Source organism: Propionibacterium freudenreichii subsp. freudenreichii, assembly GCF_000940845.1.
Lineage (GTDB): Bacteria > Actinomycetota > Actinomycetes > Propionibacteriales > Propionibacteriaceae > Propionibacterium > Propionibacterium freudenreichii.
Window position 1 is genome coordinate 843,470 of record NZ_CP010341.1, and the last position, 17,602, is coordinate 861,071.

13 protein-coding genes and 1 riboswitch are annotated in these 17,602 nt (G+C 68.8%); of the genes, 7 read left to right on the top strand and 6 right to left on the bottom strand.

Features of this window, described 5'->3' with window-relative positions; translation table 11 throughout:
• The first annotated feature begins 138 nt into the window (after window positions 1–138).
• From RM25_RS03560 to RM25_RS03570, 3 genes are all read left to right on the top strand, one after another.
• Window positions 139–951, top strand: coding sequence for a thymidylate synthase (locus tag RM25_RS03560; RefSeq protein ID WP_013160677.1), 813 nt, complete (start codon window positions 139–141; stop codon window positions 949–951).
• A gap of 87 nt (window positions 952–1,038) precedes the next feature.
• Window positions 1,039–1,668 (top strand): dihydrofolate reductase, encoded by a 630-nt coding sequence (locus tag RM25_RS03565; RefSeq protein ID WP_013160678.1) that lies wholly within the window; start codon window positions 1,039–1,041, stop codon window positions 1,666–1,668.
• Window positions 1,669–1,671: 3 nt separating this feature from the next.
• On the top strand, window positions 1,672–3,123 hold the full coding sequence (locus tag RM25_RS03570) for a DNA polymerase IV (protein WP_013160679.1): 1,452 nt from the start codon (window positions 1,672–1,674) through the stop codon (window positions 3,121–3,123).
• Between the two features lie 203 nt (window positions 3,124–3,326).
• Here RM25_RS03570 and meaB read toward each other — a convergent pair whose 3' ends face one another.
• Genes meaB through mutA form a run of 3 tightly spaced genes read right to left on the bottom strand, consistent with a single transcriptional unit; the run spans window position 3,327 to window position 8,432 of the window.
• Window positions 3,327–4,340, bottom strand: a complete 1,014-nt coding sequence (gene meaB / locus RM25_RS03575; protein WP_013160680.1) for a methylmalonyl Co-A mutase-associated GTPase MeaB — start codon at window positions 4,338–4,340, stop codon at window positions 3,327–3,329.
• Complete coding sequence (gene scpA, locus RM25_RS03580) at window positions 4,333–6,519, bottom strand: methylmalonyl-CoA mutase (protein ID WP_044636063.1); 2,187 nt, start codon at window positions 6,517–6,519, stop codon at window positions 4,333–4,335. Before scpA ends, meaB begins: the two co-directional genes overlap by 8 nt.
• Window positions 6,516–8,432, bottom strand: coding sequence for a methylmalonyl-CoA mutase small subunit (mutA, locus tag RM25_RS03585; RefSeq protein WP_044636064.1), 1,917 nt, complete (start codon window positions 8,430–8,432; stop codon window positions 6,516–6,518). Before mutA ends, scpA begins: the two co-directional genes overlap by 4 nt.
• 349 nt (window positions 8,433–8,781) lie before the next feature.
• Window positions 8,782–8,991, bottom strand: a riboswitch (cobalamin riboswitch).
• 290 nt (window positions 8,992–9,281) lie between these two features.
• On the opposite strand from mutA, the gene cobI reads away from it, so the two are divergent.
• Genes cobI through RM25_RS03605 form a run of 4 tightly spaced genes read left to right on the top strand, consistent with a single transcriptional unit; the run spans window position 9,282 to window position 14,905 of the window.
• Window positions 9,282–10,040: a precorrin-2 C(20)-methyltransferase gene (gene cobI, locus RM25_RS03590; RefSeq protein WP_036939850.1), complete on the top strand. Its 759-nt coding sequence runs from the start codon at window positions 9,282–9,284 to the stop codon at window positions 10,038–10,040.
• A gap of 29 nt (window positions 10,041–10,069) precedes the next feature.
• The gene (cobM, locus tag RM25_RS03595; RefSeq protein WP_013160685.1) at window positions 10,070–11,029 is read left to right on the top strand and encodes a precorrin-4 C(11)-methyltransferase; all 960 of its coding nucleotides are present in this window, start codon (window positions 10,070–10,072) and stop codon (window positions 11,027–11,029) included.
• Window positions 11,026–13,671 (top strand): precorrin-3B C(17)-methyltransferase, encoded by a 2,646-nt coding sequence (gene cobJ / locus RM25_RS03600; protein ID WP_044636065.1) that lies wholly within the window; start codon window positions 11,026–11,028, stop codon window positions 13,669–13,671. Before cobM ends, cobJ begins: the two co-directional genes overlap by 4 nt.
• Window positions 13,664–14,905 (top strand): CbiX/SirB N-terminal domain-containing protein, encoded by a 1,242-nt coding sequence (locus RM25_RS03605; RefSeq protein WP_080774470.1) that lies wholly within the window; start codon window positions 13,664–13,666, stop codon window positions 14,903–14,905. The genes cobJ and RM25_RS03605 overlap by 8 nt, the downstream gene beginning before the upstream one ends.
• A 31-nt stretch (window positions 14,906–14,936) precedes the next feature.
• On the opposite strand, the gene RM25_RS03610 is transcribed toward RM25_RS03605, so the two are convergent.
• The 3 genes from RM25_RS03610 to cbiT form a co-directional block, all read right to left on the bottom strand.
• Window positions 14,937–16,229: a cobalt-precorrin-5B (C(1))-methyltransferase gene (locus RM25_RS03610; protein WP_080774471.1), complete on the bottom strand. Its 1,293-nt coding sequence runs from the start codon at window positions 16,227–16,229 to the stop codon at window positions 14,937–14,939.
• Window positions 16,226–16,879 carry a precorrin-8X methylmutase gene (locus RM25_RS03615; RefSeq protein WP_013160689.1) on the bottom strand — a complete coding sequence of 218 codons (654 nt, stop codon included), beginning with the start codon at window positions 16,877–16,879 and terminating at the stop codon, window positions 16,226–16,228. The genes RM25_RS03610 and RM25_RS03615 overlap by 4 nt, the downstream gene beginning before the upstream one ends.
• A 96-nt stretch (window positions 16,880–16,975) precedes the next feature.
• A complete protein-coding gene (cbiT, locus tag RM25_RS03620) occupies window positions 16,976–17,566 on the bottom strand; it encodes a precorrin-6Y C5,15-methyltransferase (decarboxylating) subunit CbiT (protein WP_013160691.1) in 591 nt (196 codons plus the stop codon).
• Window positions 17,567–17,602: the final 36 nt, after the last annotated feature.

Sequence of the window (17,602 nt, forward strand, 5' to 3'; positions counted from 1 at the left end):
GATCGCAGAACTCCGGTCCGGCCCCCACCGCACCGCCCAGCGAATGGACCGCCTCCATCCCGGCGGTCGGCAAGCCCACGAGCGGTGCCAACCTGGGCGACCTGCCATCGGGCGGCGTCACCCCCCTGGAGCCCTGATATGCGTCAATACCTTGACCTGCTCACCCGCGTGATGGACGAGGGCATCGACAAGTCCGACCGCACCGGCGTCGGCACCCGCAGCGTCTTCGGCCACCAGATGCGCTTCCACCTGGCCGACGGCTTCCCGCTGGTCACCACCAAGAAGATCTACACCCGTGGCGTGTTCGGCGAGCTGCTGTGGTTCCTGCGCGGCGACACGAACATCGGCTGGCTGCACCGCAACAATGTGCACATCTGGGACGAATGGGCCGACGAGAACGGCGACCTGGGGCCCGTCTACGGCCACCAGTGGCGCAGCTGGCCGGTGCCCGGTGGCGGCCACGTCGACCAGCTCGCCAAGGTGATCGACCAGATCAAGAACGACCCCAATTCACGCCGCCTGGTGGTCTCGGCCTGGAACGTGGCCGAGGTCGACGACATGGCGCTTCCGCCCTGCCACCTGCTGTTCCAGTTCTACGTGACCCCCGGCGAGGACGGGCAGCCCGGCAAGCTGTCCTGCGGGCTCTACCAGCGCAGCGCCGACCTGTTCCTGGGCGTGCCGTTCAACATCGCGAGCTACGCCCTGCTCACCCACATGGTGGCGCAGGTGTGCGGCCTGGGCGTCGGCGACTTCGTCCACACCCTGGGTGATGCGCACATCTACCACAACCACTTCGACCAGGTGGCCGAACAGCTGTCCCGCACGCCCAAGGCGCTGCCGCGGTTGGCGCTCAACCCGCAGGTGAGGAACATCGACGAGTTCGAGCTGTCCGACATCACCGTGGAGGGCTACGAACCCGACCCCGCCATCAAGGCCCCCATCGCCGTGTGAGCCTTCCGCCGGGTGGCCACGGGGGCTGCGACCCCGGCTTGAGGTCGCCCACGGCCCGCGCGTCCATTCCTGAGTTGCCCACATTCCATGAGCCGAACCACCGAGGAGCAGATGATGACCGATGCGAGTGCAAGCCATGACAATGCCCCCAAGCGGGTGCTGCGCGACGAGGACGCCCCCGGGGTGGTCGCGATCGCCGTGGTGGCGACCAATGGCGTGATCGGCGATGGGCACGACCAGCCCTTCAAGTTCCCCGAGGACTGGGCCCGCTTCAAGCGCGTGACGCTCGGCCATCCGCTCATCATGGGACGACGCACCCACGACGCCATGGGCTTGCTCACCGGACGCACCAACATCGTCGTGAGTCGCACACCCCAGGCCGTCACCTGGCCCGATCAGGCGCCGGAGGGCTCCCATGGCATCGCCGTCTCGAGCATCGAGGAGGCACTCGCGGTGGCCTCGGGGCTGGACCAGCGCATCTACGTGATCGGCGGGGGACAGATCTACAAGGCCGCCTGGGACTGGCTGACCGACCTCGACATCACCGCCGTGCACGAACCGGCCGACGGCTCGGTCACCTTCCCCGAGATCAGCGCGCAGGACTGGTCGCAGACCAGCAGCGAGCCGCACGGGGAGTTCGACTTCGTGCACTATGCGCGCATCAGCGCACCGCGTCCGCTGCCCCCCGCCACGGGGGACGCGGTCGCCGACCACTGAGCGATGCGGGCCACGGCCAGCATCCTGCACCTCGACCTCGACGCCTTCTTCGCCTCGGTTGAGCAACGCGACAAGCCGTCCCTGCGCGGCAAGCCGGTTGCCGTCGGGGGCGTCGGGGACCGCGGAGTGGTGGCCACCGCCAGCTATGAGGCCCGCAAGCTCGGCCTGCATTCGGCGATGAGCACCTCCCAGGCCCGTCACCTGGCGCCGCACGCCGCCTATCTCAGCCCGCGGGGCGACGCCTACCGGCAGTCGAGCCGCATCGTGATGGCCCTGTTGGGCGAGCTCAGCCCGCTCGTGGAGCCCCTGAGCATCGACGAGGCCTTCGTTGACCTGGAGGCCGGCGGCCAGGACACCAGCCCCGAGGCGATCGCCGGCCTGGTGCGTGAGCTGCGCGCCGAGATCGTCCATCGCACCGAGGGCCTGCACGCATCGGTCGGTGTCGGCACCAGCAAGTTGATGGCCAAGCTCGGCAGCGAGCGGGCCAAGCCGAATGGGCAGTTGATCGTGCCACCGGGTAGCGAACGCGATGTGCTGTCGCCGCTACCGGCCAACGCCATCCCCGGGGTCGGGCCGGCCACCATGGACCGGCTGTCACGGTTGGGGATCCGCACCGTGGGTGACCTGCGGGAGGCCAGCGTCGCGGAGCTGGTGCGCGAGCTGGGGCAGGCCGTGGGGGAGTCATTGCACGTGCTTGCCTCGGGACGCGACGACCGGGCGGTGAGCCCACGCGGCGAGGCGAAGTCGATCTCGGTGGAGGACACCTTCGACTCCGACCTCACCGATCCGGCAGTCATCGCCTCGGTGATCGAGCGCGATGCGCGCGCGGTGGCCGGCAGGCTCACCCGGGCGGGCCTGTTCGCCCGCACCGTCACCGTGAAGGTCCGACTGGCCGACTTCACGACGCTGTCCCGCTCACGCACGCTGTCAGGCGCCACGGACAACCCGGAGCGGATCGCGGCGACGGCCCAGGCGCTGATCACCGGCGTGCGCATCGGGCAGGGATTCCGCCTGATCGGCGTCGGCGTGGGCGGCTTCGCGCAGGCCGCCCAGGAAGAGCTGTTCGTGCTCGACGACCAGCAGGCATCCGTGGCCCCGGTCATGGAGGAACGCCAGGTGGCCTCCGCGCTGCGGCGGGGCTCCCAGAGCTGGTCACCCGGGGCCGAGGTGGAGCATGACGAGCACGGCCGCGGCTGGGTGTGGGGATCGGGCCTGGGAGTGGTGACGGTGCGCTTCGAGACGCGTCGCACCGGGATCGGACCCGTGCGCTCCCTGCGTGCCGACGACCCCGCCCTGCATCGCGCCGGCCTGCTGCCGATGGAATTCGACCACCCGGACGAGGAGGCCGAGCCCGAACACGGACCCGGCTGGGCCCGCCTGCGTCCGACGTCGCCGACCCCGGATACAGGGGCAGACAGGGGGACGAGCACCCCCGGTACCTCCGACCCCGGCTGAGGGATCGGCGGTGGACCCGTGCCTGGCCGGGGGAAACACGGCGAGACAAGAGCAGGGCCGGATAGGAACATGGCCAGGCAGAAACACGGCTCGGCAGGAACACGGCCGGCCGGGTACATGGGGGGAGACAGGAACAGGGCGCCGTCCGCAGCTGCGGACGGCGCCCTGTTCACATCAGGAGATTCACGGGAGTGAGCGAATGCCTATGACGGATCCCATTCAAATCCGGGAACCGACTTGGCATAGGTCGACAAGAACTCCATCGACGCCTCCAGGGCGCTGGTGCGCTGCTCCGCAACCTCGTGTTCGAGCTTGTGGCCCAGCTTCAGCAGCTCGGGCGTGGACCGCAGCGAATCCAGAACAGCGCTCTGGATCTGCGACCACATCCAATCCACCTGCTGATCGGCGCGATACTGCTTGAGGCCCACCGTCTTGTCCACCCAGTCACGGTGTTCGACAACGGCCTTCCACACATCATCCAGCCCATCACCGGTGTAGGCCGAGCAGGTGAGCACCGGAGTGCGCCACCCATCGGCCTCGTCGTTGATGAGCTTCATGGCGATGGACAGATCGCGCGCGGTCACCCGCGCCTCGCCGGCATTGTCCCCGTCGGCCTTGTTCACGGCAATCACATCGGCGAGCTCCAGAATGCCTCGCTTGATGCCCTGCAGCTGGTCGCCCGAACCGGTGAGCGCAAGCATGAGGAAGGTATCCACCATGCCCGACACCGCCACTTCGGACTGACCCACACCGACCGTCTCGACGATCACCGTGTCATAGCCTGCGGCCTCGACGATGATCATCGCCTCCCGCGTCGCCCGCGCCACGCCACCGAGGTGGCCTGCCGAGGGCGAGGGGCGGATGAAGGCGCTGTCGGACTCAGCCAGCTTGCCCATGCGGGTGCGGTCGCCCAGGATCGAGCCGCCGGTGCGCGAACTGGACGGGTCAACCGCCAGCACCGCGACCTTGTGGCCACGATCGATGAGCCGCACGCCCATGGCGTCGGTGAACGTCGACTTGCCGGCCCCCGGCACCCCCGTCAGGCCAACGCGGATGGCGTTGCCCGAATGGGGGAGCAGGGCGGCGAGCAGCTCGCGAGCCAACGGCCGGTGAGCCGGCAGTGTTGACTCGACGAGCGTGATCGCACGCGCGAGGCCCGGGCGCTTGTTGGCGAGGACCTCGTCAACAAGCTCGGGGACATTGAACGGCCTAGGCATCGAGCGAAGCCCGCAGTTTCTTGACCAGCGAGATCGCCGACTCCGGAATGACGGTGCCGGGGGTGTAGATCTCCACGGCGCCGTCCTTACGCAGCTCGTCGAAGTCCTGCTCAGGGATCACGCCGCCCACGGTGATGAGGATGTCGGGACGTCCGAGCTTGTCCAGCTCCTTGCGCAGGGCCGGAACCAGCGTCAGATGCCCGCCGGCGAGCGACGAAACGCCCACCACGTGCACATCGGCCTCGACGGCCTGACGTGCGGTCTCCTCCGGGGTCTGGAACAGCGGGCCCACGTCGACGTCGAAACCGAGGTCGGCATAGGCGGTGGCGATGACCTTCTGGCCACGGTCGTGACCGTCCTGGCCCATCTTGGCCAGCAGGATGCGAGGACGACGGCCCTCGGCCTGCTCGAATTCCTCAACGAGCTCGCGTGCTTCCTCAACCTCAGGCGTGTTCTTCACTTCCTTCGAGTACACACCGGAGATGGTGCGAATCTGGGCGGTGTAGCGTCCGAAGACCTTCTCGAGCGCGTCGCTCATCTCGCCGACCGTCGCCATGGCGCGGCCAGCGTCGATGCACAGCTTCAGCAGGTTGCGATCCGGATCCTTGTCGTCGGGGTTGCCGGCGGCCCAGGTGATCTTGTCGAGGGCGGCCTTGACCTTCTCGGGATCGCGCTCGGCGCGCAGCTTGACCAGCTTGGCCTTCTGCTCGGCGAGCACCGTGGAGTTGTCCACCTTGAGCACATCGAGCGGCGGCTCGTGCTCCAGGCGGTACTTGTTCACGCCGATCAGCGGCTGGCGGCCGGAGTCGATGCGTGCCTGGGTGCGGGCGGCGGCTTCCTCGATGCGCATCTTGGGGATGCCCTTTTCGATGGCCTTGGCCATGCCGCCGACCTTCTCGACCTCCTGGATGTGACCCCATGCCTTGCGGGCCAGGTCCCAGGTGAGCTCCTCGACGTATGCCGAGCCGCTCCACGGGTCGATCACGCGCGTCGTGCCCGATTCCTGCTGCAGGAACAGCTGGGTGTTACGGGCGATGCGGGCGCTGAAATCGGTCGGCAGGGCGATGGCCTCGTCGAGCGAGTTCGTGTGCAGCGACTGGGTATGGCCCTGGGTGGCGGCCATGGCCTCGATGCAGGTACGCACGACGTTGTTGTAGACGTCCTGGGCGGTCAGCGACCAACCGGAGGTCTGCGAGTGGGTGCGCAGGCTCATCGACTTCGGGTTCTTCGGCCCGAACTGATGCACCAGCTTGGCCCACAACATGCGCGCGGCACGCAGCTTGGCAACCTCCATGAAGAAGTTCATGCCGATGCCCCAGAAGAAGGACAGACGCGGCGCGAACTGGTCGACATTGAGGCCCACCGACTCGCCGGCGCGGATGTAGTCAACACCGTCGGCCAGGGTATAGGCCATCTCGATGTCGGCCGTGGCGCCGGCTTCCTGCATGTGGTAGCCGGAAATGGAAATCGAATTCCACTTCGGCATATTGGCACTCGTGTAGGCGAAGATCTCAGAGATGATTCGCATACTCGGCTGCGGCGGGTAGATGTAGGTGTTACGAACCATGAACTCCTTGAGGATGTCGTTCTGGATCGTCCCGGCGAGCTGCTCGGGCTTGACGCCCTGCTCCTCGGCGGTCACCACATAGAGGGCCAGGATCGGCAGCACGGCGCCGTTCATGGTCATGGACACGCTCATCTGGTCCAGCGGAATGCCGGCGAACAGCTCGCGCATGTCATAGATGGAGTCGATGGCCACACCGGCCATGCCGACGTCACCGGCGACGCGGGGATTGTCCGAGTCGTAGCCACGGTGGGTGGGCAGGTCGAAGGCAACCGACAGGCCCTTCTGGCCGGCCGCAAGGTTGCGGCGGTAGAAGGCGTTCGACTCCTTGGCCGTGGAGAAACCGGCGTACTGGCGAATCGTCCAGGGACGGAACGCGTACATGGTTGCATACGGGCCGTGGACGAACGGCGGGATACCTGCGTAGGTGTCCAGCCAGTCCATGTCCTTGTAGACGTCTTCGTTGAACAGGGTGCCAACCGGAATCTGCTCGGCCGTCTCCCACGCCTCTCCGGTGCCGGCCTTGGCGGCCAGTTCCTCGAAGCGTCGTGCGGCATCAGCAGGAACCGGGGCATTGCCGAGGTCAACTGAATCAAAACGGGGCAGAGTGCTCACTTCGCGACTCCCAAGATATCAAGGGTGGAGGACAGGGTGTCGACGACATCCATGCCCATAAACAGGCGTCCGTCGATCAGCTTCTCGGCCTCGGCGGCGTCATCACCGAACTCCTTGAAGGCGCCCGACAGGTACAGGGCCTTTGCGCCGGCGGCCTTGAGTGCCTTGGCGACCTCAAGTCCCTGCTGCGCGTAGACCTTGGCGGACGAGCAGAGGTCGGCCACCTGGGCGCCCGACTTCTTGAATGCCTCGACGATCTCGGCGGTGGTGCCGCCTTCGACCTGCGGGGTGTCGATGCCGGCGATGTGCCACACCGGGCTCGAGAAGCCCTCGCGGCCACCGAAGTCGCGACGGGTGCCCAAGCAGGCCAGGAACACCTTGGGGCGCTCGGAGACGCTGGTGGAGCGATCCATCAGCTGCTCGAACACCTCGGAGTCGCGATGCCAGGCCAGGCCCTTGCGCGCCGGAGCGGCGGGGAACGGCTTGGTCTCGATGCTGCGGGCCCCGATCATCGGGAACTCGCTGACCGCGGTGATCGGCTGCTTGCGGTTGGCCAGGCGCTTGGCGCGCTCGGCATTGCAGGCGTCGAGCACCTTGGTGACGTGCTCGGTCATGACGGCCTTCGACATGCCACCGAGCTTCTCGACCTCCTGGAATTCCTTCCAGGCGGCGTCGGCCAGGCTGCGGGTGAGCGACTCGACGTAGTAGGAGCCACCGGCCGGGTCGTTGACGCGGCCGATGTTCACCTCTTCGGCGAGCACGATGCCCGTGTTGCGCGCGATGCGCAGCGGGAAGTCGTCCTCCGGCAGGCCGAGGGCCTGGGTGAAGGGCAGCGTCGTGATCGACTCGGCCCCACCAACGGAGGCGGAGAAGGTGGCAATCGAACCGCGAAGGATGTTGACATAGGGGTCTTCGCGCGTGAGCTCACGCCAGCTGGTGATCGCATTCTGGCGGGCGCCGCGCTTGTCCTCGTCCACGCCGAAGACCTCGCCGATGCGGGCCCATGCCTCGCGCAGGGCGCGAAGACGGGCGATCGTGAGGAACTGGTCGTGGGTGGCGGTGACACGGAAGTTGATCGTGTCGAAGGCCTCGGTGGCGGTGAAGCCCTGCTCGACCAGGGCGCGCACGTACTCCGCGCCGGTGGCCAGTGCCCAGGCGAGCTCTGCCACGTCGCCGGCACCGGCGTTGTGGTAGATGTTCGCGTCGATCGTGACGGCGCGCGAGTCCGGCGAGAACTTCGCCAGGCGGCGCACCCAGTCACCGAGCACGGTCAGATCCGGCTCGGTGCCCTGCAGGGCTGCGAAGCCGATGGGATCCAGGCCCAGGTTGAGGGCCAGGTCCTTCGCCGGCTTGTCGGAGCGCTCGTAGACGCTCACCAGGGCCTCGGCGGCGGCACCCTGGTCGTAGCGGCTGAAGACCTCCACCTTGGTCATTTCCAGCAGGACGTCGGAGAGGACCTCGTCGAGGTGCTCGGGTGCGATCGCGTCGGGATCAACGCGCAGCAACAGGGAGGTGACGCCACGCTCCAGGCCTTCGAGGATCGCCTTGCGGGTGAACTTCTCGTCGGGATCCTCGTGCAGGGCGCGCACGTCCCAGGCATCCATGTCGCCGTTGCGCACCGTGGTGCCGCGGGTGAAGGGGGTGACGCCGGGGTAACCCAGCTTCTTCGGCGCGTCCTTCGGACGGTACATCGGCACGATGTCGATGCCATCGACGGTGTGAACCGTCAGGCGCTTCAGACACTCGGCGAAGGTCAGCTGCTTCTCCGGTGGACGACCACGGTTGAATACCTTCTCAACTTCGCGCTCCCACTGCTCCTCAGTGGCCTTGGGGAAATCCCCGGCCAGACTGAGTGTGGTGGGAGTGAGGTCGTCAGTGTCGGCGGGGTTGGTCCCCTGATCCGTGCTGCTCATGCGACTCCTGCTCCTGAAAGGGTCAAGGCACCCCGAGGGGTGCCGGTAACTGATTGCCGGGCGATGCGATGCCGGGCATGCCATGCGGGGCATGGCACCACCAACAGCGCGACCGGGTCCTCGTGGGCGGCGATCAGGCCGTCCGGGGTCGGGGACCCACGGTGCCCGGGGGCTGCGCCGCAGTGGCAGGGGAGCGAGGCGTTAACCTCGCGCTGCGTGGGGGCGTGCTTGCGGGCCACGTTGCCGACAATGTGATTCACAGGTGCTCCTCGGCATCTGAAATCGTCCCCGAATGCCAAACACGGCCCTCCCGGGCCGGATCGGACATCTGGAAACGCGAGGGCGTCAACAGATGTTGTCGCTGCTGGCAGGTCTTCGGACTCATGGGCATTGCGAGATCACTCCCGACTTCCTCCACTACTACTTCCCAGGCGTTGCCGCCCAGTGCCTTACGTTGTGTCGTTCCCATTGACCGCTGCGGGACAGTTCCGGAATTACACCGGATTCCCTCTTGCGACGACTGCCGTGGGGCAGCCGAACCAGCACTACTAGCCTACACAAGTTCCGCCTCGGGCGGACAGGCCCTCACTCACTCGCGCGCGCTCGCGCGTGGGCGCGCCCGGGTGCGCGCGAGGTCGGGCGCAGACGCTCCCGGGCACCGGATGATCGATGTGGAAGACTGAGCGCGGCAACGAGCGCGAGGAATGCCGGTGACCGGGGGCCATGGCCGCCCGGGAGTCCGCGACGGTCCCGCCACTGTGAGCCGGTGAAGCCGGCGAGTCAGACACTCCGCCGGTGCCGCTGACCATTGGGCGAGGTACCTGAGGAGGCCACATGGCTGACCATGACGTGCACGAGGACGACGAGCGCCGGCTGATCGGCGTGGGCGTTGGCCCGGGCGATCCGGAACTTGTGACGCTGAAGGCATTGCGTGCCCTGCGGGCTGCTGATGTCATCCTGGTGCCGGCCACCGAGCGGTCATCGGCCAGCGGGCCGGGCCGGGCCGAGAAGATCGTGCTCGACGTGGCCCCCGAGGTCGCCGAGCGCATCGTGCGGGTGCCGTTCTCGATGGCGCAGCGTCGTGGTGTCGGTCCGAAGCGCAGTGGCAGCTGGCAGGCCAGCGCCCGGGCTGCCCTCGACGCCTTCGAGGGCGGGGCCCGTGCCGTGGTGCTGGCCACCGTGGGCGATCCGAGCGTGTACTCCACCTTCAGCTACCTGCGCGGCACCGTCGCCGAGGCGCTTGCCGACATCGCCTTCGAGGTGATCCCGGGCATCACCGCCATGCAGGCCATCTCGGCGGCCAGCGACCTGCCCCTGGTGGAGGGACGCGAGATCCTGGCGCTGGTGCCGGCCACGGTGGGTCCGGAGCGCCTTGACGCCGTGCTCGACGTCGCCGATTCGGTGACCATCTACAAGGGCGGACGCACCCTGCCGCAGGTGATCGCCCAGTTGAACGCCCACGATCGCAACTCGGTGGTGGGCACCGACGTCTCCCTGCCCACCCAGAGCCTCGTCGATGCCGACGAGCTGTCCGCCGACGAGACCCTGCCTTATTTCTCCACCATCCTGTCGGTGCCGAAGCGCAAGTCCACCGGGGGAGCCCTGTGAGCCGGCGCGACGAAGGAGACCAGAAGACCATGAGCGATACCCGCTCGCACGAGCCCGACCCCGCTGCCGGGAACGAGGCGGCCCCGTTGCGCGGCAAGGTCGTGTTCGTGGGTGCGGGCCCCGGTGCCGCTGACCTGATCAGCGTGCGGGGTGCCCACGTCATCGCGCAGGCCGACATCATCATCTGGGCATCCAGCTTGGTGCTGCCCGACGTGGTGGCCGACCACAAGCCGGGCGCCGAACTGGTCGATTCGGCGGCACTGTCGCTGGAGGACCTCGAGCCGCTGCTGACCCGTGCCCATGACGAGGACCTGCTGGTTGCCCGCGTGCACACCGGCGATCCCTCGATCTACGGCGCCACCGCCGAGCAGCGCGACCTGTGTCGCAGCCTCGACCTGGCGTTCGAGACGGTGCCGGGCATCTCGGCCTTCTCCGCGGCCGCCGCCCGGATGAACGTCGAGTTGACGGTGCCCGAGGTGAGCCAGTCGATCACCATCACGCGCCTGGAGGGCGGCCGTACGCCGATGCCCGAGGGGGAGACCATCGCCTCCTTCGCGGCCCACGGCGCCACCATGGCCGTCTACCTGTCGGCGGCGCGCAATCGTGCGCTCCAGGAGGCGCTGATCGAGGGCGGCTATGCACCCGCGACTCCGTGCATCATCGGGTTCGAGGTCACCTGGCCCGGCGAGATGATGCTGCGCTGCCGCCTCGACGAGCTGTCCGACACCATGCGCGAACACAAGCTGTGGAAGCACACCATCGTGCTCGTGGGTCCGGCGCTGGCCGAGGGCCCCATTGCCACGCGCAGCCACCTGTACCACCCCGGATTCCGCCACGAATACCGCGACGCCGAGCCGCAGGCCAGCAAGGAGCTGAGGGAACACGGTGCCCTCGGCATCAATGCGGACAGTTCCAAGGCCATCAACCAACACGGCGCCGGCAACGACACCACCGGGGCACACCGATCGACAGAAGGCGAGCAGGCATGATTCGCGTACATGGTTTCCTCGGCGGCATCAGTGAGGCCCTGCGCGCCGATCTGGCGACTGCCGACCTGGTGGTCGGTGGGCGCCGTCAGCTTGACGACGCCGGCGTGCTCGCCGCCCAGCGGGTCGAGCTGGGCGCCCTGGCCCCGGCCATCGAGCGCTTGAAGGCCCTGGATGACGACAAGCTGGCGGTGGTGATCGCGTCCGGTGACCCGGGATTCTTCGGCATCCTGCGTCCGCTGCGCCGTGCCGGCCTGCACTGCGAGGTGGTGCCCACCATCACCTCACTGCAGGCCGCCTTCGCGGCCGTGGCCCTGCCCTGGGACGATGCCCAACTGGTGAGCGCCCACTCGGGCGGCATCGAGGCAGCGATCCGCATCGCCGGGGTGCATCCGAAGGTCGGCGTGCTCACCGCCCCCGGCAAGGGACTCGCCCAACTGGTGGCAGCCCTTCGCGGCCGCGACAAGCACTTCGTGGTCGCCGAGCGACTCGGCGAGGCCGACGAGCGCGTCCGCGTGTTCGACGAGGCTGCTGCCCTGACCGTGGACGAGGATGACCTGGCCAGCCCCTATGTGGTGCTCATCCTCGACGCCGCCCCCGAGTCCGCCGAGGCAGTGGGCCACAGCCCGCAGCTGGCCGGCGACCCGAATGCCCCGGGCCCCGATGATCCCAAGCCGGCAAGCAATACCCGTGCCGACGGCTCGGACCGCGCCCCGATCATCGGCCAGGTGGTCAACACCACCCGCGCCCGTCACCAGGCCGACCAGATCGACCAGGCCCTCGGCGTCGAGTCGAAGCGCTACGACGGCCCCGCCTCGGCAGGCCTGGTGGCCGCCTGGGGCGAATGCGACCTGATCGTCTCCCACCTGGCACTGGGCGCCACCACGCGCCTCATCGCGCCACTGCTGGCCGACAAGCACACCGACCCCGGCGTCGTCGTGGTCGATGAGGCAGGACACTTCGCGGTGCCGCTGGTGGGCGGCCACATCGGGGGAGCCAATGAGCTGGCCCGCCGCATCGGCGAGGCGCTGGACGCCACCGCCGTGGTCTCGACGGCCACCGACTCGCTGGGCATCCCGGCGCTCGACCAGCTCGGCTGGGCGGTCAGCGGCGACGTCGCCGGTGTCACCGCCGCCATCATCGACGGCGCCCCGGTCTCGGTGCTGCGCGAGCACCTGTGGCCGATGCCGCCCCTGCCGGGCAATGTCCTGGTGCCCGCCCCCGGCGAGCCGGCCGCACCCGGAACCGTGGGGCGCGTCGTGGTCACCGACCGCGCCGCGCCAACAGCAGGCGGCGCATCAGACGACCAGCTGCCCACGGTGGTCCTGCATCCCGACAGCCTGGTCGTCGGCATGGGCTGCAACAAGGGCACGTCGGTGGAGGCGCTGCGCGAGCTGCTTGACGCGACGCTGGCCGGTGCCGGCCTGGCGAAGGAATCCATCGCGGCGCTGGTCAGCGTCGATGCGAAGGCCGGCGAGCTGGGCTTGATCAAGCTGGCCGACGAGCTGGGCGTGCCCTATGTCACCTATCCCGCCGATCAGCTCGCCGAGCAGGACGCGCCGAACCCCTCGGCCGTCGTGGAACGCGAGATCGGGAGCGGCTCCGTGTCGGAGGCCAGTGTGCTGGCCCGCGGTGCCGAGTTGATCGTCGAGAAGCACAAGAGCACTGAGGCCACCTGCGCCATCGGACGCATCCCTGCGCGCGGTCGCCTGCACGTGGTCGGTCTTGGCCCCGGTTCGCGTGACCTGCTCACCCCGCGCGCCGCCAATGTGGTGCGTCATGCCAACCTGGTGGTCGGCTATGGACCCTATGTGCGTCAGGTGCGCGACCTGGTCAGTCCCCATGCCGAGGTGATGGCCACCAAGATGGGCACCGAGGAGCAGCGCACCCGCGCGGCCATTGACGCCGCCCGCTCCGGGCTGGATGTGGCCTTCCTGTCGGGCGGTGACCCGGCGATCTATGCGATGGCCAGCCCCACCCTCGAGATGGGCACCGACGGGGTCGACGTCGACATCGTGCCGGGGGTCACCGCCGAGCTGGCGGCCTCCGCGATCCTGGGGGCACCGCTCGGCCACGACCACGCCACCATCAGCCTGTCCGACCTGCACACCGACTGGGATCTCATCCTCAAGCGGGTGCGGGCCGCGGCACAGGGCGATTTCGTGATCACGCTGTACAACCCGCGCTCCCGCTCGCGCATCCACCAACTGCCCGATGCCCTGGCGATCATTGCCGAATACCGCGGCCCGGATACCCCTGTCGCCTCGGTGTCGCAGGCGGAGCGGCCGCAACAGCATGTGCACATGTCGTCGCTGGCCGACTTCCAGCCCGAATGGGTCGACATGAACACCATCGTGATCGTCGGCTCCGACACCACCACCTTCGCCACCAGCGGTGAGGGGCGTCGCATCATCGTGACGCCGCGCGACTACCACTGGATGGACGGCGCGGTGAGCGGCCACAAGCGGCTCAACTACCCGCACGGCAGCCGCCCCCGTGTGTCGCGTGCCGAGTTCAAGGGGCAGGCCGCCCCGCAGGCCGACGCCGCGCAGCCCCAGTCCGCCCTGCCCCAGGTCACCCAGTCCCGGACCACGGCTGCCCAGCCCGGCTCCGATGTCCCCACCCAGGAGGATTCCCATGACTGATCTCGTCCCACTGGTCATTGCCGCGCACGGCACCCGTGACGCACAGGGCCTGGCCCAGACACGCGCCTTCGCCGACGAGGTGCGGGCGGCCCTGCCCGGGGTGCACGTGGAGCTCGGTTTCGTCGAACTGGCGGAACCTGACGTGGCCGGTGCCGTGCACAATGCACTGGCCCACATCCCCCACGCCGTACCCTCCGACGAGCCCGAGTTGGTGGTGCTGCCGCTCATGCTCAACACGGGCGGACACGTCAACAGTGACATCCCCGAGTTCATCGAGGCCGGACGCGACGGCCACCGGGTGTCCTACGGCGGACCCCTCCTGCCCGATCCGCGTGTGCGCCAGGTGCTCGAGAAGCGCATCAATACGGCGCTCGCGCCTGCCGATGGCCCGGCGTGGCGCGCCGACGACACCAGCCTGGTGCTGGTGGGGCGCGGTGCCCTCACCACGCGGGCCAACGCGGAGCACTACCGCCTCACCCGCTATGTCGGCGAGGAGGTCGGCTTCGCCGGTGCCTTCCCGTCGTTCATCCAGGTGGTGCGCCCCTCCGTGCCCGAGGCGCTCACGATGGCCGTCGACGCCGGTGCCACGCAGATCCTCGTCGGCCCCAACTTCTTGTTCCGCGGGCGCCTGCGCACCTGGCTGTCCGAGCAGGTGGACGCGTGGCTGGAAACCCATCCGGGCATCGAGGTGCGCATCAGCGATGTATTGGGGCCCAGCCCCCTGATCGCCGAGGTCTTCGCCGACCGCTATCGCGAACAGGTCGGCGAACCCGGCAACGGCGATGGCGCCCCCGTCTACCTGTCGGGCCTGCGCCTGGCCGGACGCAGGGTGCTGGTGGTCGGTGCCGGGCATGTGGCCGAGCGACGCATCCCGCGCCTGCTGGAGGCCGGCGCCCGGGTGCGCGTCGTGGCCCCCAACGCGGGTATCCGGGTGGCCCGGTTGGCCGAGCAAGGGCGCGTCGACTGGCAACAGCGCGGCTTCACCGACTCTGACGTCGACGAGGCATGGTTCGTGCTGGCTGCCTCGAATGATCCCGAGGTGAACGCCCGGGTCTCGGCGGAGGCCGAGCGCCAGCGGGTGTTCTGCGTGCGCTCCGACAAGTCGTCCGACGGCACTGCGTACACACCGGCCACCGAGGAGGCCGGCGGAATCACCGTGGCCGTGGTGGGCCATCGCAATCCCCGCCGCAGCGTGCGGGTGCGCGACGAGCTCCTCAAGGCGCTCCAGGTCTAAGTGGCGCCGCCCCCGGCGGGCACGGGCCCGGTCAGTGTGCCGCGGCAGTGAACGGTGACCGGCCGATGATCGTGCCTGTCCTATCGGTGCAGATCACCTCGATGTCGATGGGTGCGTCCACGGTGATGGCCGCCTGTTGTGCCGCGGCGCGGGCCACGAGGTCACCCAGCTCGATGCCGGCGTCGCGGGACAGCTGGTAGGCCTGCGAGGCCGTGTGTGCGGCCCCCACGGCTGCCACGAGTTCGTCATCGCCGCCACCCACCCGGGCCAGTCGCGCCAACTGCTCCTGGTCGACGCTCGTGCGATGGGAGTGCAGGTCGAGGTAGCCATTGGCCAGCTTCGACATCTTGGCGAAGCCGCCACAGATCGTCAGGCGCGGCAGGGGATGGGAGTGCAGGTACTTCAGCACGGCGCCGGCGAAGTCGCCCATGTCCAACAACTCGACGTCGGGGTAGAGCTCCCGGGCAATGCGCTGCGAGGTCGAGCCGGTGCAGGCCGCCGCATGGCTGGCCCCATCGGCGCGCGCGACGTCGATTCCCTCGTGGATGCTGGCGATCCATGCCGAGCATGAGTAGGGGACGACCACCCCGGTGGTTCCCAACACCGACAGGCCACCCAGGATCCCGATCTTCGGATTCCAGGTGCGCTGCGCGATCTGTTCCCCGTCGTCGATCGACACTGTCAGCACCACGTCGGGTGAGCCATTGCCGCCCGCCGAGCGGTCGGCCGCGGCCAGGTTCTCGGCGATATAGGTGCGCGGCACGGGGTTGATGGCCGGTTCGCCCACCGACAGGGGCAATCCCGGTCGGGTGACGGTGCCGACGCCGCTTCCGGCGCGAAAGGTTATGCCGCTGCCGGGGCGTCCGCGTTCCACGGTGGCCCGGATCACGGCCCCGTCGGTGACATCGGGGTCGTCGCCGGCGTCCTTGGTGATGGCTGCCATGGCCGTATCGGCACTCAGCTGCTCGAAGGTGAGGGCGAAGGCGGGGCGTCGTCCTGCCGGGAGTTCGACCTCGACCGGATCGGGGAAGTTCCCGGTGTGCAGGGCCGACCAGGCCGCGCGCGCTGCGGCGGCCGCACAGGCGCCGGTCGTCCACCCAGGACGCAGGCCGGACGAGGTCAGCTGCGCCTCACGGCCGCTGGTCTGGGCACGGCGCCCCTCGCGGGCCAGGCGGGCATCATTGCCCGGCCCGGCAGGAGCATCGGCGCTTGTCACATGGTGTGGCGGCTCGCCGGCGGGTGCCGGTGTCGCCCCCGAATCCCGACCGTGGGTGTGGGGCTGGCCGGCGTCGGAGCCGGTGGCATCGGGCTGGCCGGCGCTCATTCCCGGTGCTCGTTGGTGAGCTCGGCGCTGGAGGCAAGCGCGTTGATGGCGGCAACCGCGATGGCGGACCCGCCACGCCTGCCCAGCAGCGTCAGGTAATCGAGGCCGGCATCATCATCGACCAGCGCCTGCTTGCTCTCCGCGGCACCCACGAAGCCCACCGGAATCCCGATGACGGCGGCGGGTTTCTCGCCGGTCTCGTGCACCAGCTCGAGCACTCGGAACAGGGCCGTCGGAGCATTGCCGATGGCCACGATCGAGCCCTCGAGCCGGCCCTCCTCATGCCACAGGTCAACGGCCGCCGAGGTCTTGGTGACGCCCTTTTCCTCGGCGATGCCGGCAAGGCGGGGGTCCTTGATATGGGTGATCACCTCATTGTCGCGGGGCAGCCGGGACCGGATGATGCCAGTGGCGGTCATCGAGGAATCACACAGGATGGGGGCCCCCGCGCGCAGGGCCGTGCGTGCGGCCTCACCGACGCCGGTGGTGAAGGCGATGTCGGCGGCGATCGCCGGATCGGCGGCGGCATGGATCATGCGCACTGCCACCGGTTCGAGGTCGTCGGGGAACCGCGACAGGTCGGCCTCGTCGCGGATGATGCGGAACGACTCGCGGTAGATATCCGATCCGCGGTTCAGGTAATCACTCACAGTTGGTCTCCGTGTGGTTGGTCTTCAGGCAGTTGGTTCCCGCGCGGCCGACCACCGCGCAAATTGTTCCCGCGCAATGGGTGACCGACGGACGAGTCACGGCTTCACCCAGGTCCAGCTGGTCACCATGCGCAGCGGCTTGAAGCCGTGCAATGCACCGATGTGATCGCCGTTGTGCACCTCGAGGCGCATGAGCTCGCCACCATGGTCGAGTGCCAACTGTCCGATCACCAGCTCGGCCTCCAGGGTGACGGCGTTGACCACGAAACGACCCCCGGTGTGCAGGGCGTCGATGCAGCGGGCGGCAAGGCTGGCGGTGAGCCCGCCTCCGATGAAGATCGCATCGGGATCCGGGAGCTGTGGCAGGGCCTGCTCGATGTCGGACTCCACGATCGTCACCTGGCCGGGCAGGGTGAGGTTGGCCGCGTTCTGGCGGGCGTGTTCGGCACGATCCGGGCGCTGTTCGACGCCGATTGCGCCGCATCCCGGGTCGGTGCGGCACCACTCGATGGCGATGGATCCGGCCCCGGTGCCCAGGTCCCACAGCATCTGGCCGGGCAGGGGACGCAGCGCCGCCAGGGCGACGGCCCGGATCGGGTGCTTGGTGATCAACCCGTCATGGACGAAATGGCTTTCGGGCAGCCCGGGCGTGCGGCCCAACAGGCTCGAATCAGGGTCAGTGGTCACCGGTTCAGGCTATCGTCCGTGGCCCCCGTGGCGGTA

Excerpts from the sequence above, each read along its gene's own strand:
- meaB (WP_013160680.1), bottom strand. The coding sequence starts at position 4,340 with ATGCCTAGGCCGTTCAATGTCCCCGAGCTTGTTGACGAGGTCCTCGCC.
- cobM (WP_013160685.1), top strand. The coding sequence starts at position 10,070 with ATGAGCGATACCCGCTCGCACGAGCCCGACCCCGCTGCCGGGAACGAG.
- RM25_RS03565 (WP_013160678.1), top strand. The coding sequence starts at position 1,039 with ATGAGCCGAACCACCGAGGAGCAGATGATGACCGATGCGAGTGCAAGC.
- mutA (WP_044636064.1), bottom strand. The coding sequence starts at position 8,432 with ATGAGCAGCACGGATCAGGGGACCAACCCCGCCGACACTGACGACCTC.
- RM25_RS03560 (WP_013160677.1), top strand. The coding sequence starts at position 139 with ATGCGTCAATACCTTGACCTGCTCACCCGCGTGATGGACGAGGGCATC.
- RM25_RS03610 (WP_080774471.1), bottom strand. The coding sequence starts at position 16,229 with ATGAGCGCCGGCCAGCCCGATGCCACCGGCTCCGACGCCGGCCAGCCC.
- RM25_RS03570 (WP_013160679.1), top strand. The coding sequence starts at position 1,672 with ATGCGGGCCACGGCCAGCATCCTGCACCTCGACCTCGACGCCTTCTTC.
- cobJ (WP_044636065.1), top strand. The coding sequence starts at position 11,026 with ATGATTCGCGTACATGGTTTCCTCGGCGGCATCAGTGAGGCCCTGCGC.
- RM25_RS03605 (WP_080774470.1), top strand. The coding sequence starts at position 13,664 with ATGACTGATCTCGTCCCACTGGTCATTGCCGCGCACGGCACCCGTGAC.